This window comes from Holdemanella biformis DSM 3989 (genome assembly GCF_000156655.1).
Taxonomy (GTDB): domain Bacteria; phylum Bacillota_I; class Bacilli_A; order Erysipelotrichales; family Erysipelotrichaceae; genus Holdemanella; species Holdemanella biformis.
The window spans coordinates 1-780 of record NZ_DS996858.1 but is presented as its reverse complement, the minus strand read 5'-3'; the positions used below and the strand labels follow the sequence as shown (position 1 = coordinate 780).

Below are 780 nucleotides of genomic sequence, written 5' to 3'. Positions count from 1 at the left end.
TTGATTATGTTGGAAAGATAAGAAATTCTTAATAAATTAACTGTTTGTTAACATTTGATTATAATTTTGGTTGGTAAACCGTGATAAAATCATAAATGTAAACGTTAACAAGGAGGAATTATGAAGGTTATTAATGTAGGGTTGAGCATATTGATTTCTATGGGATTGGCTGTCTCACCAATTCATGCCAATGAAATTGATAGCACGGATGAAACAAATGAAGTAGAGGCCGTAAATCAAGAAGAAACTACTGTGAATGATGAATCGAATGTAGAATCACAAACAGATGAAAAAAAGATTAGAAATATTTCCGTTAGAAGTGAAGATAGTAATACGGAATATACATTGGATGAAAATGAGACTAAAACTATTAAATTAATTGTTACTAAATGTTATGAGGATGGTACAGAAGAAGAAACTACAGATTATCAATATAAAATAAATAATACAGGTTCCAATATTTTTGTATCGAATTCTAAAGGAAAGATTCAGGATAATGTCTTATATTCTGGAAGTGATAACGTACTAAGTGTAAAAAAAACATCAAGGGGTGAAGCTTTTTTTAATGTTGATATAAGTATGGATGGCTATTACGTGAGTACATCATTTACTTTTAAGGGTACGAATTTAGTAAATATCACATTAAATGCAGGTGAAGGACATTTTGAAGATGGTACGTCGACTTTTACTTATAAAGGAGATAGTGGTATTTCATATATGTATCATGTTATTGCTCCAGAGGGATATGGATTTAAGGGTTGGTATGATGAAAATGGTGTT

At 30.1% G+C, this 780-nt stretch carries 1 protein-coding gene; it reads left to right on the top strand.

Annotated elements, in window-relative coordinates; all coding sequences use genetic code 11:
* Nucleotides 1–120 precede the first annotated feature (120 nt).
* The coding region (locus EUBIFOR_RS11860) for a hypothetical protein (RefSeq protein WP_003866315.1) at nucleotides 121–780 on the top strand (660 nt) is incomplete at its 3' end.